Below are 20,015 nucleotides of genomic sequence, written 5' to 3'. Positions count from 1 at the left end.
TTCAGCCTGAGAATGCGGATGCAAGGTAACCGGTGTCAATCCTTATTCCATCCGCTCCGGAAACTGACGGTCGACGAGCCGACGGGCCGGAATCAGCGCGGTCGCCGAGGTCATCGACGCCCGCAACGGTCGAGGTTCTGGACGGACAGCGCAGGCTCGGCCTTGTGGCGGCGCACCGGTTTCGCGGCCAATGCGCCATGATATTCACGCACACGAGAGCGAATGTTGACAACAGCCCGGGCCCGTGTCCCTCTTCCTTCCGAGCGCCGACGTTCATGATCGACGCCGTGGGAGGGAATTCACATGAGGGCGATACTGCTCGCTTCTGCCTGCGCGATCGCGCAGGCGGTGGTCATCGCGCCGGCTCAGGCCCAGGCGCAACAACAGCAACCGGCGGCGTCGGCGTCGCAGACGGAACGCCAGAGCCGGGAAGACACCACTCTCGAAGAGGTCATCGTCACCGCCACGCGGCGGGAAGAGCGCCTTCGGGACGTGCCCGTCAGCATCACGGCCCTGTCGCAGGAAGAACTGAACGAGCGCGGCATCGTCAACTACGACGGTCTCGCCACGGCCACGCCCGGCGTGGTGCTGAACCGCGCCTCGGCCAACTTCAACAATTTCACGGCTCGCGGCATCGGCACCAATGGCTATGGCGCCAATCTGCAGAGCACGGTCGCCATCTACATCGACGAGCTGCCGATCTCGTCCAACGGCAACTCCACCATTCTCGATCCCAGCCTCTACGACATCGAGCGGATCGAATTCCTGCGCGGGCCCCAGGGCACCCTGTTCGGGTCGGGGTCCCTGGCCGGGGCCTTGCGCATTCTGACCCACGATCCGGATCCCACGGGCTTTGACGCCTCGTTTCTGGTCGATCTCGGAACCATGGAGGAGGGCGGTCTTCGCCAGCGCTACAATGCGATGGTCAACGTCCCGCTGATCGAGGACAAGCTGGCGCTCCGTGTCGTCGGCTTCTCGCGGAACGAAGAGGGCTGGGTCGACAACGTCGGCACGGGAATCGAGAATTCCAACTCCCTGATTCAGTACGGCGGCCGGGCCATCCTGCTGTGGGAGCCCAACGACCGGTTCTCCGCGCGTCTGATGTATTCGAGGGAGATCAGCAATCCGCACGATTCCTCGCTGACCAATCCGACGCGAGGCGAATACGTCCGTCTGACCGACCGGCCCGACCTCTTCCAGAGCGACATGGCCAACTACAATGCGACCCTGGAATATCAGTTCGACGGCGCGTTGCTGACCAGCTCGACCACCCAGTCCGACTATACGGGCCTGTTCTACGTGGATCTCGCCGGGACCTACGCCCAGGCCTTCCCCTTCGCCCTCGATGCGGAGGCCTATGACGACACCTTTGTTCAGGAGGTGCGGCTGGTGTCTGATCCGGGCGGGCGGGTCGACTGGTCGCTGGGCGGCTTCTATTTCCGCAAGCGCCGGGACGTGGATTACAACTATCGCGGCACCGAGGAATTCATGGCCGCCCAAGGGTTCACCGGCCTTACGGATGAATACTATCTGCGGTTCGGCTCGCATTTCATCGCTCACGAGGTCGCGGCCTTCGGCCAGCTGACCTACCGGTTCACGCCGGACCTGTGGGTGACCGGCGGCCTGCGCTACGGCACGACGGACGCCCAGGGATTCACCGAGCCGGGTGGCTACAATTCCAACTATCTGACGCGGGCCTATGTGGCGAAGGTTCTGAATTTCCCGAACCCGGGTCCGCTCGTCATCACCGCCGTTCCGCCGGTGACGGGGGTCAAGGCCGAGGAGAGCGGTCTCTCCTACCGCCTTAGCCTGTCGTGGCGTCCCACGCCTTCGGTGACAACCTACGCGGCGGTCTCCACCGGCTTCCGGCCCCCGATCGTCAACGCGCGGGCGGGCGCCGTCAGCACGATCGATCCGACCGACATCGTCATTCCCGACGGCGCCACGTCCGACAACCTGATCAACTATGAGCTCGGGGTGAAGGGGCGGTGGTTCGGCGGCCGGCTTGTGGCTGATGCTGCCGTATACTGGATCGACTGGAACGACATCCAGGTCCAGGCGAACCGCGTCTCGGACTCGGTCCAGTTCGCCACCAACATCGGCGGCGCCACCAGCAAGGGCGTCGAGGTCTCGGTTGTCGCCATTCCCGCGGACGGGTGGACGGTGGCCCTGACCGGCGGCGTCAACGAGGCCAAGGTCGATGACCTCACGCCTGCGGAAGCGGCCATCTCCGGCGCCGTGCTCGACGCGCGGCTGGCGGGACCGGAGCTTCAGGGATCGTTGCGGGTCAACTACGAATGGCAGCCGGCGGCGGGCATGACGGCCAACGCCTCCGTGGCGGTCTCCCATGTCGGCAGCTTCCCGAACAGCTTCCCGAACACCCCGGGCCGGCCCCTCGTTCCGTTGCCGACCTATGACGACACCGACGCCTACACCTTCGTGAACGCGAATCTGGCGGTGGCCTTCAAGGAGTTCACGGTGGCGGCCTATGTCGAGAACGTCTTTGACGACCATTCGGTGAACTACATCCACCCGGAGGCCTTCCTCGACGGTCGTTACGGCCGGCTGCGGCCGCGGACCATCGGCGTGCGCGTCGGTTATGAGTACTGAGGTGGCCGGACCTTCCGAGACCGCACTCCCGGGCGCGCCAACCGCGCGCCCGGGAGCCCAGGCCTGGTTCGTCCTGGCCATGCTCTGCTTCGTCTATGTGCTGAACTTCCTCGACCGCCAGTTGCTGTCGATCCTGGCCAAGCCGATCCAGGACGAGCTGGGCGTCACCGACGGTCAACTGGGCCTGATCAGCGGCCTGTATTTCGCTCTGTTCTACTGCATCCTGGCGATCCCGGTCGGCTGGCTGGCGGATCGGACCAACCGGGTGAGGGTCCTGGCCTTCTCCTGCGCCCTGTGGAGCGCGGCGACGGCGGCCTGCGGCTTGTCGACCAACTACGGTCAGCTGGCCCTCTCGCGCATGGCGGTGGGGGTCGGCGAGGCGGGCGGCGTGCCGCCCTCCTACGCCATCATTTCGGATTACTTCCCCTCAGGGACGAGAGGCACGGCGCTCAGCCTGTTCAACCTCGGCCCGCCGATCGGCTCGGCGCTGGGCGTCGCCTTCGGCGCCTCGATCGCCGCGGCCTATTCATGGCGTGACGCCTTCCTCTGGGTCGGGGGGGTGGGCGTGGTCACCGCCGTGATCGTCTGGCTGTTCGTGCGTGAGCCGAAGAAGGGCGGGCTGGACCAGAAGCTGGAGACCCATCCGCCGGCCGACGCGGCCCCGATACCCCGGGCCGGCTTCATGTCCACCTGCAAGATGTATTTCGGCAATCCCGTCCTGCGCGGCATGGCGCTGGCCTGCGGCGCGACCCAGTTCATCACCTACGCCCTGCTCAATTTCGCCACCCTGTTCCTGATGCGCGAGAAGGGCATGACCCTGCCGGAGGTGGCCCTCTGGTACGCCCTGGTCGTGGGCGTCGGAGTCAGCGCGGGAATGTTCGTGTCGGGCCGGCTGATCGACCGGCTGAGCCGACGCTCGAAGACCGCCTACGCCTGGCTGCCGGCTATCGGTCTGGCGCTTGCCGCGCCGCTCTTCGCGGCCTTCGTGTGGGCTCCGAGCTGGCAACTCGGGCTGATCTTCCTCATTCTGCCGATGGGGCTGAACTACTTCTATCTCTCACCGGCCATCACCATGGTCCAGGAGGAGGTTCGGCCGGATCAACGGGTCCTGTCCGGCGCCCTGCTGCTGCTGGTGATGAACCTGATCGGCCTTGGCCTGGGCCCGACCTATCTCGGGGCCGCCAGCGACTTCTTCCGGGCCAGTCATCCCGACAACTCGTTGCAGATGGCCATGTACACCCTGATTCCCTTCTACGGGTTGGCGATCGCGATGTTCGTCGGCCTGGCCGGGACGATCCGGCGGCAGGCGGCCAGGGAGGCCAAGGCATGATGCGGCTTCCCAACGGCCTTCTGGCCGCCCTGGCCCTTGTCGGTTGCGCCCTGATCCCCACGGCCGCGCCGGCCCAGCCCGTCGTCGACGCGCCGGCCGGCGCGGTGCGCGGCGAGACCACGGAGGGCGTCAACGCCTTCCGGGGCGTGCCCTACGCCCTGCCGCCGACGGGTTGGCGCCGCTGGCGTCCGCCAGCGGAAATGCCGCGATGGCGCGAGACCCGGGACGCGACCCGGTTCGGGCCCGCCTGTCACCAGCCGACGGCGCGCGGGACCAGCATCTACGCCGCCGCCGAAGCGCCGACGATGAGCGAGGACTGTCTGTCGCTCAACGTCTGGACCCCCGAGGGCGCGCGGGCCGCGCCGGTTTTCGTCTGGATCCACGGCGGCGCCCTGACGACGGGCGCCGGCAGCGAGGGCATGTACGACGGCGCGCGGATGGCCGCCTCCCAGGGCATGGTGGTCGTGTCGATCAACTATCGCCTCGGCGTCCTCGGCTATCTGGCTCACCCGGAACTCAGCGCGGAGTCGCGACAGAACATCTCCGGCAACTACGGCCTGATGGACCAGATCGCGGCCCTGCGCTGGATCGAGGCGAATATCGCCGCCTTCGGGGGCGATCCGGACAATGTCACCATCGTCGGGGAATCCGCCGGCGCCCTCAGCGTCATGTACCTGATGGCCTCTCCCAAGGCGCACGGACTGTTCGACCGGGCCATCGCCCAGAGCGCCTATATGATCTCGACGCCGGAGCTGCGCTCGCGCCGCTATGGCGACCCGCCGGCCCAAGCCGTCGGCGTGTGGTTGCAGACCCAGCTGGGCCTGTCGAACCTCGCCGACCTGCGCGCCATGGATGCCCAGACGTTGACCGCCACGTCGCTCCAGAAGGGCTATATGCCGTGGGGCACGATCGACGGCGAGGTCCTGCCCGAGCAACTGGTCGAGATTTTCGACCGCAAGGCGCAGGCGCCCGTGCCGCTGCTGGTCGGCTTCAACGAGGGCGAGATCCGTTCGCTGCGCGCCCTGGCGCCGCCTGCTCCGGCGGACGCCGCCGCCTATGAAGTGGCGGTCCGCACCCGCTATGGCGATCTGGCTGACGCCTTCCTCGCCCTCTACCCTTCCAGCGACATCGCCGCCAGCATCCTGGCGGCGCCGCGTGACGCCCTCTACGGCTGGACGGCCGAACGCCTCTCCCGGCGCCAGACGGCGCTGGGCCAGCCGGCCTTCCTCTACTTCTTCAACCATGGCTATCCGGCGGCCGACGAGGCCGACCTGCACGCCTTCCACGCCTCGGAAATTCCCTATGTCTTCGGCACCGCCGACCGCGTGCCGCCGCGGTGGCCCGCCGTGCCGGACACGCCCCTCGAGCATCAGTTGTCCGACGCCATGATGGCCTATTGGGCGTCCTTCGCCCGCGACGGCGTTCCATCCGCGCCGGGTCAACCGGACTGGCCGGCCTACGACCGAGATCGCGCCTACATGGCCTTCGAGGAAGCTCCCGTCGTGCGTGAACGCATCATGCCCGGAATGTTCGAGCTGCGGGAAGCCGAGGTCTGCCGCCGTCGCGTGACCGGCGGGACGCCGTGGACCTGGGCCGTCGGCGTGGTCGCCGCGCCCCTGCCTGCCGCGGCGCCGGCGTGCCCATGATCGACGGGGAAATGCAGGCTTTCGCCCTGACCCTGGACAAGTTCCTGGATCACGCCGCAAAGTGGCGTCCCGGTACCGAGGTCGTGACGGCAGGGGACGGCGGACAGGTTGAGCGGATCGGCTACGCCCAGCTCCGGGGGCGCAGCCTCAGGGTCTCCGGCGTCCTGGCGGGTCTGGGGGTGCGTTCCGGCGATCGGGTGGCGACTCTGGCGTGGAACACCCAGGCCCATGTGGAGGTCTGGTACGCGATCATGGGCATGGGGGCGGTGTGTCATACGCTCAACCCGCGACTGACCGAGGCGCAGCTGGCGTCCATGGTCGCCCAGTCCCAGGCGCAAATCCTGATCGCCAGCGTCGATCTGCTTCCCCTGGCCCGGCGGGTCGCCGCGCGAACGCCGTCGCTGAAGCGGGTGCTGATCATTGACGGACCGGCGACCCCGGACGCGGCGGACGCCGACGCGCTTGAGCCGATGATCAGGGAGGCTGGCGTGTCGGGGGTCTGGGGCGGGTTCGAAGAGACCGCGCCCTGCGGCCTGTGCTTTACGTCGGGCACCACGGGCGCGCCCAAGGGCGTCACCTACACCCACCGCTCCAGCTTCCTGCACACGCTCCGCCTGTTGCAGGCCGACGTCATGGCCATCACCGCCGCCGACACGGTCCTGGCGGCTGTTCCGATGTTCCACGCCAACGCCTGGGGTCTGCCGTTCGCGGCGCCGGCGGCGGGGGCGCGGCTGGTGTTGCCGGGCCGAAATCTGGACGGCGCCAGCCTCGCCGGCCTGATCAACGAGGAGGCGGTGACGATCGCGGTGGGCATCGCCACGGTATGGCTCGGCGTGGTTGAGCATCTCGAAGCGAACGGCGGAGAAACGCCGACGCTGAAGCGCGTCATCGTCGGAGGCGCGCCCATGGCGCCGGCGCTCATGGAACGCATCGAGCAGCGGCTCGGCGTGACGCTCCAGACCAGCTGGGGCATGACCGAACTGTCGCCACTGGGCACCTGCGCGCCGCCTGACGACCCCGACCGCGCCGCCCAGGTTTCGGGCCGCCCCGTTTTCGGCGTGGACCTGCTCCTGTCCGACGCGGACGGGCGGCCCCTGCCCGAACAACGCGGCGTCGAGGGACACCTTTACGTGCGCGGGCCCGCCGTCATCGAACGCTATTTCGGCGAAACGAGCAGCGCGACCGACGGTGAGGGCTGGTTCGCGACCGGCGATCTGGCGAGGATCGATACGGAGGGCGATCTGGTCATCACCGGGCGGGCCAAGGATCTGATCAAGTCGGGTGGCGAATGGATCAACCCGGCCGAGATCGAGGCCGTCGTCAATGAGCATCCCTCGGTCTCCCTCGCGGCCGTGATCGGTCGCCCGGATCCCAAATGGGGCGAGCGTCCCATTCTGGTGATACAGACAAGGGAGTTCCAGGACGTCAGCGACGAAGACATCCTGTCGCCATTGCGTGGCCGGGTCGCTCCGTGGTGGATTCCCGATGAAGTCATTCGCTTGCCGCAGATGCCCCTGGCGTCCACCGGCAAGATCGACAAGATGCGTTTGAGAGTTGACTATGGCGGTTGTTAAACAGAAGTCCGAACTCCCGCCTTCCAAGGCGCGAGGCGAGCCGGCCGACGCCGCCAAGCCGCGCCGCAGCCGGACCAAGGTCGAGCAGCGCGCCGACAAGATGGAGCAGATCCTCGACGCGGCCGAGTATCTGTTCTCGATCCACGGCCTGTATGGCGTGACCCTGAAGGACGTCGCCCAGCGCGTCGGAGTCCATCACACGCTGTTGAACTACTATTTCACGGACAAGAAAAAGCTGTTCGACGCCGTCATCGCGCGGCGCGCGGAGGTGACCATCCAGCTGCGGATGCAGGCCCTGGACGACTATGACGCCGCTACAAAGGGCAAGCCGACGGTCGAGGGCGCCCTGCGGGCCTTTCTGGACACGGACCTGGACCTCTACAGCCAGGGCGGCGAGAACTGGAAGAACTACGGCGCCCTCGGCGCGCAGGTGTCAAACACGCCCTATGGCGCAGAGTTGTTCGACCTGCATTTCGACCCGGTGGTGTTGCGGCTGATCGACCTTCTGAAAAAGGCTCTGCCAGGCTGCGCCGAGGCGGACATCTTCTGGGGTTATCATTTCGTCACCGGCTCCCTGATGCTGACGCTCGCGCGCACCGGACGGATCAACAGACTGTCGGGGGGGCTCTGCGACTCCGACGACTTCGAAGCGGTAAAGGACCGTATGGCCACCTTCATGGCCGCCGGTTTCATGAGCATCTGCAAGCCCGACGCCGACGCCTCGCTCTAGGGGGCGCGGCCGGTCTTTTCACACAGACACACGGAAATTGGAGACAAGGCATGACGCTTGAGGGCCGGGTTGCGATCGTGACGGGTGCGGGCGGCGGGCTGGGGCGTCAGCACGCCCTGTACCTGGCCCGTCAGGGAGCCCATGTGGCGGTCAACGATCTGGGCCAGGAGGCCGCCGAGGCCGTGGTCGCCGAGATCGTCGCGGCGGGCGGTCACGCCATCGCCGTCGCGGGCTCGGTGACGGACGAAGCCGCCGTGGAGGCCATGGTGGAACGCACCCTCGCGACCTGGGGCCGGATCGACATCCTGATCAACAACGCCGGCATCCTGCGCGACAAGAGCTTCGCCAAGATGAGCCTCGACGACTTCCGGCTGGTGATCGACGTCCACCTCATGGGCGCCGCCGTCTGTTCAAAGGCGGTGTGGGAAATCATGCGCCGACAGCAGTACGGCCGCATCGTGATGACGACCTCGTCCTCGGGCCTCTACGGCAATTTCGGCCAAGCCAACTACGGCGCGGCCAAGATGGCGCTGGTCGGGCTGATGCAGACCCTCGCCATCGAGGGGGAGAAATACGGTGTCCGCGTGAACTGCCTGGCGCCGACGGCGGCCACACAGATGACCGCGGGCGTGTTGTCGGAGGCGAGCCTGCACCAGCTCGATCCGGCGCTGGTCAGCCCGGCGCTTCTTCCCCTGGTGGTCGAGGACGCGCCGACGCGCGCCATCGTCTGCGCCGGCGCCGGTCATTTCGCCCGGGCCTATGTCACCCTGACGCCGGGCCAGTACATCGGGGGCGGCGCCGACGCGGGCGAGCGCCTTCTGGCCGCCTGGGAGGCCGTGTCGGATCCGGCGGGTTCCATCGTCCCGGAGTACGGATTCGCCCAGGCCGAACGCGAGGTCGCCAGCGCCGAGGCGCATGCGGCCGCCCTCGTCTGATGACCGCGGACAAAACGCACGCCTGTCTGTCGCGCCGCGCGATTCTCGCGGGAGGGGCCGCGGTCGCGGGTTGCGCCGCCGGGCCCGCCCTGGCCCGATCGCCGGAGGACCTTGCGGCGGTCCTCGACCTCGCCATGGCCCAGCGGAGCACCGGCGTTCTGGTGGGCCGGGCCGGGGATGTCCTGGCCGAGCGTTACGCACCCGGCTGGGGTCCGGACCGCCCGCGTGAAGTCGCTTCGGTCGCGAAAAGCATCGTCGCCGTGTTGGTCGCCATGGCCGTCGAAGACGGAGCGTTCACCAGCCTGGATCAGGCGGCGGCCGATTTCATTCCGATATGGCGGGACGACCCCCGCGCCGCCATCACCCTGCGTCACCTGATGAGCATGACATCGGGTCTGGACGACACGGGCCTGGCGCTGCGAGGGATCGAGGGGGACCAGTTCGCGATCAACGCCGCCGCGCCCCTGCGGCACCCACCCGGCACGCGCTGGGCCTACAACACCGCCGCCTATCATCTCCTGTTTCACGTGCTTGCGCGGGCCGTCGGCCAGGGCGTCGAGGGCTATGCCGGAACCCGCCTGTTCGCGCCGCTCGGCATGGCCGATACGAGCTGGATCGTTTCGCGCGGATCGGGCGCACAGGGGCCCGTCACCAACTACTACAGCGCCCTGTCGACAGCGCGGGACCTGGCCCGGTTCGGTGAACTGATCCTGGGCGCCGGAAGCTGGAACGGTCGCCGGCTGATCGGCTCCGGGATGCTCCAGACCCTGCTCAGCCCCTCCCAGACCTTGAACCCCTCCTATGGCCTGCTGTGGTGGTCGAACGCGCGGCCCGGCGCGGATGCGTTCGGACGGGGAGACGGCCTGCGCTTCCCATCCGCGCCGCGCGACACGGTGGCGGCTCTCGGGGCGGGCGGTCAGATGCTGCTCGTCGTTCCCTCGCGGAACCTGATTGTCGTGCGCCAGGGCGACGCTCCCGGATCCGCCACGTTCGGGGACGACCTGCTCAAGGCCGCCCTTCGCGCAGTTGACGACCGGTAGGAGGCTCCCGGACGCCCGGGCGGCGCGCGACGCGCCCTCCGAAAAGCGTTCGTCAGGACGGGTTCACTGTCACGGTGAAGGTCACGGTGTAGGTGTCGATCAGCCCGTCCGCGGCGGTGTTCATTTCCAGAACCCCGCCCATCAGAACCCGCGCCACGCCATTGTTCATCCGCACCAGCCATTCACGCTGGGCGGGGTCCGCGTTGAGAAGCGTGCCCTCCAGCATCGAGATTCGATCGACGACGGCGGTGAAGGACGAAGCCAGATCCCGGCTCGCCGGGGTCACGCTGAGAATGAATTCGCAGTCCGCCGACGGATCCGTCACCCGGACCGAGAGGGGGAGGCCGGTCTGGGCCGAAACCAGCCGTCCCGTCGCATTGACCAGGCCTGAGGCTGGATCCAGCGTCGCCGTTCCCGACACCCCCGCCGTCACATACAGGCGACCGAAGTCGAGCGTGCCGCTGACGGGCGGATCAAGAGCCAGGCCGGTGCAAGCCTGGCCACGGGCCACGGCGGGAAGCATGAAGCCGAAGGCGATCGCCAGGATCGCAAGACCGCGGCGCCGGCCGGTCAGCGGCCGGAAACGAACAAATGTCATGGAGGCGATCTCCCATATCCGGATCCCGGCGCGTCGATGACGGCGGCGGTATAGCCGATCAGTCCGCCGCCCCGGGCGTCAAACTGGAACCCAAGGCCGTTGACGATCAGGCCCCGCGGGCCGACTATCGTCTGTACGAAGGCCGGGCCGACCGGCGTTCCGGCGACTGACTGGCCGGCATGGGCGCGCACGATCCAACGCCCTGGCGGGACCTGGTCGAACAGCCATGCGCCGTCGAACATGCTCACCGCCGTGGCCCGCACCTCACCCTGTTCGTCAACCAGTTCGAGCCGGACTCCGTGTAACGGCGCGCGGCGGGTGTCGTCCAGCAGTTCGACCACGCCCGAAATCTCGCCACTTTCCACGATCGGAATTTCCAGCCGGAAGGCCCGGCCGGGCCGGGGTTCCACCGCAATCTCGGCCCGGGCCGGCGCCAGAAAGGCGTCCGGCAGGCTGGAGGCGTCGACCCCGAGACGCACCGGTTCGCCGGGCGCCAATCCCGTCAGCCAGGCGCGCCCCCCCGCGTCGGTTCGCGCGGCCGGCGCAGGGTACCGGTTCACCAGCAACTGCACGTCGGCGAGCGGTTCGTCGACGCCGGCCTGGTAATGACCGTCGCCCCCGCGATCGAGAAAGACGAAGGGCTCGATCGCGCCCATTCGCGCTTGCGGCCGGCTGGACAGGCGCGGGCCTCGCGAGTCGAAGCCAAAGGAGACGGTCAGGCCGGCTCCGATCGTATATTCTCCATTGTCGTCCCACGATGCGCCCAGGTTGAGGAAGGCGAAGCCCAGGTCGCGGCTGATCCCGAAATTGCCGCCGGTCAGGCCGCTCATCTGATCGCGGAACATCCCCGTCGATACGATCAGCGTGTCCGACAGACGATACTGGATGCTGACGTCATAGGTCTCCAGGTCGCTTTCGCCCGAAAAGCCGTAGCGTAGCGCCGCGCGTGCGCTCAGCGGTCCGCGGGTCAGCGACGCGGCCCCGGCGTAGAAGGCCTGATCAAGCGTCGAGCCATCGATGCGCCGTTCGGTCCTGTATTCCACGCCATGGTCGAAATTGATCCCGCGGGTTTCGACGCGCCAGTTGAGACGCGCCGCCGTTTCCTGCCGTCCCGACACCAGCTCGGAGCGATCAGCGGACAGGGAGATGCTTCCCAGGCCGGGTCCCAGGGCGGACAGCGGCGTTGACAGCCGCACCCGGCTGAAGCGCCGCAACGGGATGGCGGCCAGCTCCGTGTCCAGGCTTCGGTAACCGTCGAGGTATTCCTCATGACGGACCGTCAGGCTGGCGGGCCCCAGGCTGGTCAACCCGCCCGCGCGCCACGCCCAACCGCCGGCCTCGCGCGCCGCCGCCGCCGCTTCCACGGCGACCGGGCCGACGGTCGTACGGACGACAACGCCTCCGTAGGACGCGAAGTCGCTGCCCGTCCGACTGCTCGCCGGACTCCGCGCCGCGAAGGCGCCGACCGACAGGCTGCGGGTCAGCCCGACGTCCAGCATGACGCTACCGGCCACCCCGTCGTAGCGCGGCCGACGATCCAGCAAACCCTCGAACAGTCGGCGATCCGGCTGGTTCACGAAGGCGGCCCAACGGACTGCGCCCGGGGGCGCCATATCGGCCCCGATACCGATCGTCTGCACGGTTTCCCGCATCTGGCCCTGCGGCCCGTACAACCGGACCAGCAGCCGGTTGCGGCCGAAGCTGAGGGCGACATCCTCGAAACGGTAGCGACCATCCGGTCCAATCCTCTGGATCGAGACCAGCTCATCGTTGCGGTAGAGTTCGGCATCCCACCCGGGCAGGGCGTCGCCCTCGACCCGGGTGACGTCGAACTCCGCCGGCTGGGTCAGCGGCCGACCGCCGAGGCTGACGCCCCGGCCCATCGGGGGGCGGCCGACCATCGGTACCGTGTGGCCCATGACATCCCCGGCCGCCGCCTCGTACAGTGAGGGAATACCGAAAACTCCGCCGTCGTAGTCCCGCCGCCCGCTGGTCAGGCGCAGGTCGTCCGGCCCGCCGTCCGCGGGGCCCGACACATAGAGTTCGTGCGTCAGCCACGCCAATTCGCCGATGATCAATGCGTTGTAATCGACGCTTCCTGCGCCGTCGGAGTCCGTTCGCGCGTTCACGGCGACGTCGCCCATCACGGGGGCGTACAGCGCCCACGGGGTCTCCGTCACCGGGGGCGGTCCCGACTCCGGTTCAGTCCCGACGATCGCGCGGCGTCGCCAGCCGGCCTCGCGCGCGAGCCGCTCCTCGACCGGAAGAGGCGTCCCCGCAGACCGCACCGTCAGGACATCGCGCTCCAGATCGGCCTCAAGGTCGATCGAGAACGCCGCCTCGGCATACGGCATGGGGATGAAAACGGCCCCGTCCTCGATGATCGCTCCCGCCTCGGCCGCGGTCAGGCTGATCGGTGTCTCACCCGTCGGTTCGCGTCCCCCGACCAACAGGGTCTGTCCATCTTCCGATAGTCTGTGGGGACGTTCGATCAACTCAACCAGCCTCACCGCCGGCAGATAGAGAACGCCGTCGATCAGGATGGCGTCGAGAGCGGGGTCGATCTCTTCGGCCGCGACGCGAACCCTCAACAACCTGGGGTCAGCCGTCTCGGGAGAGGCGCTGGCGGACGCGCCCGTGGGGAGGCCGGCGGTCGCCATGGCCGCCCCCGCCAGGAAGTGAAGCAGGCGCACACGCTTACACCGCGCCATCCGCCCCCCCTGCGCCCGGCCAGGCGGAGCCGGGCAGGATCCTGTCAGTTCCCGGCCGCAATCCGGTTCCCATGACCGGCGTTCCCCGTGCCGTGAGCTCCCGATCCCACCGGCTCGGAACAGGTCTGCTGGGCCGCGCCCCCGCCGCGACCCGTCCAGAACCGGATACAGGCCCGTGATCCGGGCGGCGCCTCGCTCCGGGTCAGTTCCAGGTTCACGGGCCGTCGGTCGGTGTCGGGATAGAGGGTGACGTCGGTCTCCCGCAGCACCCGCTCCCCGCCATCCGGGCCAGCTACGACGACGGCATAGCGTCCGAGCACAGACCCGCCGTCATGGTTATTGGCCAGGATGAAACTCAGATTCTGACCGGCCTCTGATGGCTGGACGGCCAGCGCCTCAAGTCGCGCGGTGCCGGGCCCCACGCCGTGCCGTACGAGAACCCGGACAGCCTGGGCCACCTGGAGGTTGATGTTGACGCCGATCGCCTGATCGTCGGCGGTCGTAGGCCGATCCGGCGTCGGCCCGATATTGGTCACCCGCAAATGCAACCGATACTCGCCATTCGGCAGGTCCGTCGGCGGTCGTGCTGAAAGCCTGATGGTGCGGGTCGCGCCGGGCTGGACCTCGAATTGACGCGGCGCCCAGCGCAGAAAGCTGATCGCAGAGCCTGCCTGCGCTTCGGCCGGCTCGAAACGCTGGACGCCGTCCGGGTCGATGACGGCGTGGAGCGGATCCAGCCGGAAGGTTGCGGTGCGGTCGCCGAAATTGATCACATCGAAGCCGACGGGCCGTCCCCGCGTATCGAGTATCACCATCATGGGCGCCACGGACACGCCGCCGCCCTGCGACCTGGCGGGGACGCCGGTCGCCAGCAGAAGGCTGGCCGCGACGGCAAGGCCGAAACGTCTCATGATGAACTCCGGGATGAGCTCCGGGCGAAGAACTTCACTCGCCCGCCATGCGCGCCGGGCGAGTGAAGCCGGCCGTGGCGACAGTCGATGAACCTAGTCCAGCGCCACCGTGGCGGTCAGCGTCGCGGTATAGGCGCCGAAGTCGACGTGCGACGCCGGAATGGTGACCGTGCCATGGAATGGAATGACGCCGTTGGCCAGGCCGGTCTTGCCCCCGGTCGCGTTGACGCCGCCGGAGACCTGAACGGTGGCCAGCAGGGTGTGGGTGGCGCCGTCACTCAGCGAAACGCCCGTCAGCCCCCCCGCAGCCGGGGTTCCGCTTCCGCCGCTCAGGGTGACGTTCGCGGTGTCAGCGCCCTGCAGGCCGCTGATCGTGCATTGTCCGACCGCCCCTCCCGTGACGGCCACCGAGGCGTGGTTGGAGCTCGTGGCCCCGCCCGACGTAAGCGTGATGACCGCCTGGGCATTGGTGGCGCCGACATAGGCCGTGCCGAAGCTCAGGTTCTGGCCGCAGGCGATCGCCACGGCGGCGTTGGTCGTGACCGAGACGTCGAAATCATCCGCAGCCTGCGCCTGCGCCGATTCTGAAAGCAAAGTTAACGTGAGTACACCAACAGCTACTGCCGCGATAACTGGTTTTTTGAGTTTTACGGACACCTGAAGCTCCCTTGGTTCCCAAAATTGGTTAACTGCCAGTAAGCAATGCCACAACTACACAATTATTACTTGTATCCTACATTGTCCGGGAGTCCCAGACAAAACCTGAGCTTGGGCTTATCGGAAGATTTGGACAGCAGCGTCGGCGATCGCCGGGACGCGAACCGTGAATCGGCTGGTGACCGTGGTGTCAGTCCAGCGGAAACCTGTCTCCGTCCGCGGGTGCGACAACGTCCGGAGCCCGGGAAAACAGGTCTCCGAGCGAGCGCGCCTCCGGCAGGATATAGACGATCCCGGTCGTGCCGTTGAACACGGACTGTACGATCTCCCGGTAGAATTTCTCAGGCACGTTCACGCAGCCATAAGAAATCCGGTTGTCCTCGGCTGTGGCCGAAGCGAGGCGCTGCAGGCGCCGGTCCGCTGCCCGTGTGGTGATGACGGGGTGCAGGGACAGGGCGGAGTCATAGTCGATCCACAGAATACCCTTGCCGCTGAGGTTCTCGCCGATGGACGCGAGGAAGCGACCGGCCGGGGTGATGCGTTCGCCCGGCGTGATGGCGGACAGGGGACGGTCGCCTATGCCGGGCGGCGAGACGTCGCCGCGGGCCAGGCCCAGCAGCGCGGGAGCGATGCCACGCAGTTGGCCCTCGCGGTCAAAGGCCAGGACCTGCGCATTGATCTTGTCGATGACGAGGAAGGGCAACCCCTGATTGTCGGCCGTTTCACGGACCCAGGCCGCGACCTCGCTCGCGGCGGACGAGGCGGTGACGTTCGCAGCGGCGTCACGGGTTCCCGGCGAGTAAAGACGCTCGTCCGCCAGGCTGGCCTGGGCGAACGCCAGCCCCAGGACCAGTCCTGCCGCCGCTGCCCATGGTCCCGGCCTGCCGGACCGGGCGCCGGACCCGCGCCCGTCAGCTGTCGTCCGGGGTACAGACTTCAGGGGCGGGCGCACCGGGGCCTGCATTGTCAGTTGCGATCCTGCTTGCGGGGGTAGACGGGGACCGGCGGCGCGATCGGCGCGACCGGCGCGGGCGCGGGCGCCTTGACCACCGGCGTGATCGGCGGAGAGACGGGGGGCGATTCGTACGGCGGCAGCCGGACGCCTCCTTCGACCACGTCGAACGTCAGGTCCGGCAACGGGGTCGGCGTCGGGCGTGGCGTCACGATCGGGTAGAATATCGTCGGCGGCGTCACATCCGGCGGCGTCACGGGCGGCGTGAACGGCGGCGGCGTCACCGGCGGCGTCACCGGCGGCGGCGGAGGCGGAGGCGGAGGCGGAGGCGGAGGAGGAGGAGGAGGAGGAGGAGGAGGAGGAGGAGGCGGCGGAGGCGGAGGCGGCGGCGGCGGAGCGGCGGCGGTGATCGTCCCGCGCGTCCGGAAGGTCGGGGTGCAGCAAGAGCTGGCCAGGGCGTACTGGTCAGCGTTGGCGCCCGCGAGGGTGTAGCCGCTGTAGGTGATCCCGACATCGGCGCCGACCACCGCCGAATCGAACGTCGCGGTGGCTCCGGGGCCGGCCACCAGGGTGACCCCGGAGGGGAGGCCCGAGTCCGCCGTGGTCCTGAAACCGGTCAAGGTGGTCGCCGTCGTCCCGTCGAACACCCGGCCGCCGTCGGGGAACAGCAGCATGCGCTGGGTCAGCGTGGCGCCTTCCGTCAGGGTGAACCGGGGCAGGTAGTCCGTCGGGGTCGTGTAGGACACGGCATTGTAGTTGATGGTCGCCGGGGCGTTGGTGACGGTGACCCGGGGGGCCAGCGGGCTGAACACGATGGTTCCGCCGTTCACGCCCGGCCCCGTCCCGTCCGCGCCGGAGATCAGGGTCAGGCCGATCGGCAGGCCCAGGCTCTGCGCCGGGATGGTGCTGCCCCGGGTCAGGGTGATGGCCGCATCGATGAACACGTCGTGCCCGGCGCACAGGGCGATGTTGCCGTCGGTCGTGGTGATCGCATGGTAGACGTTCACATTGCGGCCGCCCTCCAGCAGGACGCTGCCGTTCACCGTGGTGATGGGCGCATTGACGTTCACGTCGCGGCCACAACAGGCGATAAGATTGCCATTGGTGGCGGTGATCGCGGCGTTGATGTTGATGTCGCGGTGGGCGTTCAGCGTAAGGGTCGTCGGGGTCGAAGACGCGGTCCAGGCGATGGCGTCGTTGATGAAGATGTCGCCATTGCCGGGCTGGCTGTTCCCGGGTTCGGTCAGCGTGCTGATCACAATATTGGTGGTCACCAGCTGAGCGGACAGGGTGGCCCCCGAAATGTTGCCTCCGCCGCCGACGATGAAGTCTGCGGGATCGATCAGCCAGGTCCCGGTCGCGCCTGTCGGGGCATCGGTCGTTACGCGGGTGTCGGCGGCGATGTTCACGGTCCTGGCGGAGGTCTCGATGAAGCCGCCGTCGCCGCCGTCGGGCGCACTGGCGTCGAGAACGCCGTCCACGTTCACCGTGCCGCTCTGCATATCGCCCAGCAGCAGGATCACGCCGTTGCGTTCCCCGATCGTGCGGGCCTGAATGACGCCGGTGTTGTTCACCACCGTCCTCAGCAGGTCGCCCGCCCCCTGGGCCGTCATCAGCACCCGGCCGCCATCGGCCTGAAGCATGCCGCCATTGCGGACCAGGGCATTGGCCGCCCCCCGGTCAATGGCCACGTTGAGCAGGCCGTCGCCGGCGACGTCGAGCGTGACGGCCTCGCCCGCGGCGAGGGCGATCGTGCCCAGATTGGCCTGGATCAGGCCCTCGTTGCTGACCTGCCCGCCCAGCAGGGCGACATAGCCGCCGTTGGCGATGATCGTGCCCTGGTTGAGTACCGAGCCGCCGCTGCCCGAGAACCTGTAGTCGCCGGCCATGAAGTCGGCGTCGGTCATCCCCAGGGTGGACGCGACCAGTCCGCCGACATTGACCTGGGATCCCTGCCCGAACAGCACGCCGTTCGGATTGATCAGGAACACCTGCCCGTTGGCGGTCAGACTGCCGAAGATGGCGGAGGCGTCAGGCCCGAGCACCCGATTCAGCGCGACCGAACTGCTGTTGGGCTGCACGAAGACGACGCTGCCGCCCTGGCCGATGGAGAAGCTCTGCCAGTTGATCGACGCGTTCTGCGATGACTGGTTGACCGTCATCGTGCCGGGACCGCTGGTGATGGTCGCGCCGCCGGCGACCACCGACCCGCCGGTGGGCAGGGTCTGCGCATGGGCGGCCGTTCCCGGCAGAAGCGACGCGGACAGCCCCATCACGGCCCAGGCCGCGACCCCCGCCAGGCCGGTTGAGGCGCACAGGGCGCCCTTGCGACGCCGCTGGCCGGAATGGCGCCGGCTCTGTGCGCCGGCGATCGGGTGATGGAGTCTGGTCATCAGAACGTCCTTGTCGAAAAGCGTACAGAGAAAGGGCAGGTCGGGGCGGCCATCAGAACAGCTTGACGATCTGGAACCAGGCGCGGCCCGTCTCGTCGGGCCCCGAGGTCGAGATCTGGTCGTTGAAGCGGCGCGCATAGGAGGCGCGGATGATCAGGTCGTCCGGACCGAACCAGTTCAGCCCGATCCCGCCGCCGCTGCGTCGGGCGTGATTGGATCCCGTGAACCAGGGGTCATGGGCGAAGTCGACCTCGCCCGCATCGACAAAGGCGATCAGCTGGAGCCGGCCGGGCAGGTCGCCGGTCCACTGGTCCAGTTCGAGACGGGCCTCGATGGTGGCGACATAGCCCTCGTCGCCGTAGCCCTCGCCTTCCGGGTAGGCGCGGACCGCATAGGCGCCGCCCAGCTCCATCTTCTCGGAACTGTCGAGATTGTCGGTGGCGAGCTGTCCGCGCAGCGAGCCGTAGACCGACAGCGGTCCGCTGACGGCCTGGAGCCGCGAGACGGCGTACTGCAGCTTGTTGAACCCGCCTTGGGAACGTGCGCTCGCCGCGTCTGCGGCGCGCTCGACGGGACTTTCGATGTCGAGGTCGCCCGATGTCCATGACAGCGATCCGGCGTTCCAGCCGCCACCGCCGAACGCGTCCCGGGAATCGCCGCGCAGGCCGATGGTCACGGCCCGGATTTCCTTGTCGGACACCTGCGAGACCAGACCGATCTCGTCTGTCAGATATTTGGCGTCCAGACTGGCCAGGGCATAGAGGTTGGCGGTCCGCGACCGGATCAGGGGATAGCTGGCGAAGGCGCTGACGATGTCCGCCGTGCCGCCCGCGTCGAGCGCCCGGAACTCGCGACCGAGATCATACTCCATGTGCGTATAGGCGATGCCGACGGTGGCGTCGCCCCACGGGGCCTGCCAGGCGGCCCGGCCGTAGGCGAGACCCTTTGTGGATGCGAGCAGGCGCAGGCTCAGCAGGTCTCCGAAGCCCGTCGGATTGCTGACGTTGACCGATCCGCCGAACCTGTAGGCGCCGGTATATCGATTGCCCGCATTGTCGGCCTCGAGACTGCCCGAGATCCGCGGCGCCCGGGCCAGATCGATGGTCAGGTCCGCGGCGCCGACCTCGGCGCCAGGAGACAGGGTCGAATGAACGACGACGCCCGGGACGTCGGAGAGCAGAAGCAGCCGTCGTTCCAGCGGCGCGATCGCGACGGGGTCGCCCGTATTGAGGCCGGCGGTTATGCGCCGGGCCACGTCGTCGGATACGCCAGACTCGTTGCGCACGTTGATCGCGCCGTAACGACCCTCGATCACGGCGATGGTTACGACGCCTTGAAGGACGTCCTGGGCAGGCAGATAGGCCTGCGCCAGAATATAGCCGCGGCTGTTGTAGAAGCGCGTGATCTCGGCCGCCGCATTGCGAAGCTCGGGCAGGCTCAGGTCCGTCCCCGGTGTGAAACCCGTGGCCGCGATCAGTTCCGCTTCCGGGAACAGGGTCGCGCCGGTGATGCGGAGGGACTCCACCCGGATCCGCGCGCCTTCGGCGGCGTCACCCGTCGGCGTTTCGGGTCGCTCGATGCGGATGTCGGGAGCCGGCCGCTGCGGCAGCGCGGGGGGGGGAATCTGCTGCAATTGTCCGCCCGCGCCGGGCACTTGCTGGGCGTAGGCGGCCTGGCTCGTGGCCAGCAGCGCGGCCGCCATCAGGCTGGATCTCAACATAGCTACCTCGAAACGCGGCCGCGAAAACAGGGCGTGCCGGCCCCCACGCAGCGGAAAGCAACGGCACGTAGGAAGCTTGGGACGACCGACCATTCGAAATGTATTTGAAATTCAATCACCAAGTGTGGTGATGTCATGAGTTTTGGCGGAACGGATTCGGTGGTTAACAATAAGTAAATCGCCATCCATCTTGGCAATCTGTGCATAC

At 68.0% G+C, this 20,015-nt stretch carries 14 protein-coding genes; 7 read left to right on the top strand and 7 right to left on the bottom strand.

Features of this window, described 5'->3' with window-relative positions:
* Positions 1–303 precede the first annotated feature (303 nt).
* From WC555_RS04155 to WC555_RS04125, 7 genes are read left to right on the top strand one after another with little or no spacing between them, the layout of a single operon-like run.
* Entirely contained in the window at positions 304–2,610 is a 2,307-nt protein-coding gene (locus WC555_RS04155) for a TonB-dependent receptor (RefSeq protein WP_373251397.1), read from the top strand.
* A 1-nt stretch (position 2,611) separates the two neighbouring features.
* Positions 2,612–3,940: a spinster family MFS transporter gene (locus WC555_RS04150; RefSeq protein ID WP_373251395.1), complete on the top strand. Its 1,329-nt coding sequence runs from the start codon at positions 2,612–2,614 to the stop codon at positions 3,938–3,940.
* On the top strand, positions 3,937–5,586 hold the full coding sequence (locus WC555_RS04145; protein ID WP_373251392.1) for a carboxylesterase/lipase family protein: 1,650 nt from the start codon (positions 3,937–3,939) through the stop codon (positions 5,584–5,586). Before WC555_RS04150 ends, WC555_RS04145 begins: the two co-directional genes overlap by 4 nt.
* Complete coding sequence (locus WC555_RS04140; RefSeq protein WP_373251389.1) at positions 5,583–7,160, top strand: AMP-binding protein; 1,578 nt, start codon at positions 5,583–5,585, stop codon at positions 7,158–7,160. The genes WC555_RS04145 and WC555_RS04140 overlap by 4 nt, the downstream gene beginning before the upstream one ends.
* Positions 7,147–7,890: a TetR/AcrR family transcriptional regulator gene (locus WC555_RS04135; RefSeq protein ID WP_373251387.1), complete on the top strand. Its 744-nt coding sequence runs from the start codon at positions 7,147–7,149 to the stop codon at positions 7,888–7,890. The genes WC555_RS04140 and WC555_RS04135 overlap by 14 nt, the downstream gene beginning before the upstream one ends.
* Before the next feature lie 50 nt (positions 7,891–7,940).
* Positions 7,941–8,825 (top strand): SDR family NAD(P)-dependent oxidoreductase, encoded by an 885-nt coding sequence (locus WC555_RS04130; protein ID WP_373251385.1) that lies wholly within the window; start codon positions 7,941–7,943, stop codon positions 8,823–8,825.
* Complete coding sequence (locus tag WC555_RS04125) at positions 8,825–9,865, top strand: serine hydrolase domain-containing protein (RefSeq protein WP_373251383.1); 1,041 nt, start codon at positions 8,825–8,827, stop codon at positions 9,863–9,865. Before WC555_RS04130 ends, WC555_RS04125 begins: the two co-directional genes overlap by 1 nt.
* A gap of 52 nt (positions 9,866–9,917) precedes the next feature.
* Here WC555_RS04125 and WC555_RS04120 read toward each other — a convergent pair whose 3' ends face one another.
* The 7 genes from WC555_RS04120 to WC555_RS04090 all read right to left on the bottom strand — a co-directional run bounded on the left by WC555_RS04120 (position 9,918) and on the right by WC555_RS04090 (position 19,807).
* Positions 9,918–10,463, bottom strand: coding sequence for a hypothetical protein (locus WC555_RS04120; protein WP_373251381.1), 546 nt, complete (start codon positions 10,461–10,463; stop codon positions 9,918–9,920).
* On the bottom strand, positions 10,460–13,156 hold the full coding sequence (locus WC555_RS04115) for a hypothetical protein (RefSeq protein WP_373251379.1): 2,697 nt from the start codon (positions 13,154–13,156) through the stop codon (positions 10,460–10,462). Before WC555_RS04115 ends, WC555_RS04120 begins: the two co-directional genes overlap by 4 nt.
* A gap of 62 nt (positions 13,157–13,218) precedes the next feature.
* Entirely contained in the window at positions 13,219–14,085 is an 867-nt protein-coding gene (locus WC555_RS04110; RefSeq protein WP_373251378.1) for a hypothetical protein, read from the bottom strand.
* Positions 14,086–14,178: 93 nt separating this feature from the next.
* Entirely contained in the window at positions 14,179–14,742 is a 564-nt protein-coding gene (locus WC555_RS04105; protein ID WP_373251375.1) for a hypothetical protein, read from the bottom strand.
* Between the two features lie 190 nt (positions 14,743–14,932).
* Positions 14,933–15,706 (bottom strand): L,D-transpeptidase, encoded by a 774-nt coding sequence (locus WC555_RS04100; RefSeq protein WP_373251373.1) that lies wholly within the window; start codon positions 15,704–15,706, stop codon positions 14,933–14,935.
* 2 nt (positions 15,707–15,708) lie between these two features.
* Positions 15,709–18,087, bottom strand: coding sequence for a filamentous hemagglutinin N-terminal domain-containing protein (locus WC555_RS04095; protein WP_373251371.1), 2,379 nt, complete (start codon positions 18,085–18,087; stop codon positions 15,709–15,711).
* Between the two features lie 52 nt (positions 18,088–18,139).
* On the bottom strand, positions 18,140–19,807 hold the full coding sequence (locus WC555_RS04090; protein ID WP_373251369.1) for a ShlB/FhaC/HecB family hemolysin secretion/activation protein: 1,668 nt from the start codon (positions 19,805–19,807) through the stop codon (positions 18,140–18,142).
* Positions 19,808–20,015 lie beyond the last annotated feature (208 nt).

Source organism: Brevundimonas sp. (assembly GCF_041648615.1).
Lineage (GTDB): Bacteria > Pseudomonadota > Alphaproteobacteria > Caulobacterales > Caulobacteraceae > Brevundimonas.
This window is presented reverse-complemented; position numbering and strand designations above follow the sequence as displayed.

Coding starts and splice junctions, on each gene's coding strand:
- WC555_RS04155 (WP_373251397.1), top strand. CDS start 304: ATGAGGGCGATACTGCTCGCTTCTGCCTGCGCGATCGCGCAGGCGGTG.
- WC555_RS04145 (WP_373251392.1), top strand. CDS start 3,937: ATGATGCGGCTTCCCAACGGCCTTCTGGCCGCCCTGGCCCTTGTCGGT.
- WC555_RS04140 (WP_373251389.1), top strand. CDS start 5,583: ATGATCGACGGGGAAATGCAGGCTTTCGCCCTGACCCTGGACAAGTTC.
- WC555_RS04135 (WP_373251387.1), top strand. CDS start 7,147: ATGGCGGTTGTTAAACAGAAGTCCGAACTCCCGCCTTCCAAGGCGCGA.
- WC555_RS04130 (WP_373251385.1), top strand. CDS start 7,941: ATGACGCTTGAGGGCCGGGTTGCGATCGTGACGGGTGCGGGCGGCGGG.
- WC555_RS04125 (WP_373251383.1), top strand. CDS start 8,825: ATGACCGCGGACAAAACGCACGCCTGTCTGTCGCGCCGCGCGATTCTC.
- WC555_RS04120 (WP_373251381.1), bottom strand. CDS start 10,463: ATGACATTTGTTCGTTTCCGGCCGCTGACCGGCCGGCGCCGCGGTCTT.
- WC555_RS04110 (WP_373251378.1), bottom strand. CDS start 14,085: ATGAGACGTTTCGGCCTTGCCGTCGCGGCCAGCCTTCTGCTGGCGACC.
- WC555_RS04100 (WP_373251373.1), bottom strand. CDS start 15,706: ATGCAGGCCCCGGTGCGCCCGCCCCTGAAGTCTGTACCCCGGACGACA.
- WC555_RS04095 (WP_373251371.1), bottom strand. CDS start 18,087: ATGACCAGACTCCATCACCCGATCGCCGGCGCACAGAGCCGGCGCCAT.
- WC555_RS04090 (WP_373251369.1), bottom strand. CDS start 19,807: ATGTTGAGATCCAGCCTGATGGCGGCCGCGCTGCTGGCCACGAGCCAG.